Source organism: Alloprevotella sp. OH1205_COT-284 (genome assembly GCF_003859795.1).
GTDB lineage: Bacteria > Bacteroidota > Bacteroidia > Bacteroidales > Bacteroidaceae > Alloprevotella.
The window spans coordinates 1-261 of sequence record NZ_RQYI01000089.1 but is presented as its reverse complement, the minus strand read 5'-3'; the positions used below and the strand labels follow the sequence as shown (position 1 = coordinate 261).

Annotated in this window: 2 pseudogenes; both read right to left on the bottom strand. The window is 49.4% G+C overall.

Annotation, left to right across the window (positions count from 1 at the left end):
* Positions 1–170 (bottom strand): annotated as a pseudogene (locus EII14_RS09145) (DNA-binding protein); the annotation flags it as partial.
* A 2-nt stretch (positions 171–172) separates the two neighbouring features.
* A pseudogene (locus EII14_RS09560) lies at positions 173–261 on the bottom strand (multidrug DMT transporter permease); the annotation flags it as partial.

Here is a 261-nt window from a genome sequence, read left to right as displayed (position 1 = left end):
GGGCTGACGAAAAGCCGTTCACAGACCTCTCGCCCCGTAAGGTAGATTTCTCCCCCGAAGAGCGGACGGTGCGTTTGGGCAATCTCCCGAAGGCGTTTACTCACTTCTCTGATGCCTGAGATGAGTTGCTTCATCTCGGGCGTTTCTTTGTTTACGATTTCGTGTTCCATAGTCATTGTATTTTTCGGTTGGACTTGGCAAGAAGTGCTTCCACATCCTCACGTTTGTAATAGCACTTATGCCCGATTTGGATAAAGGGCA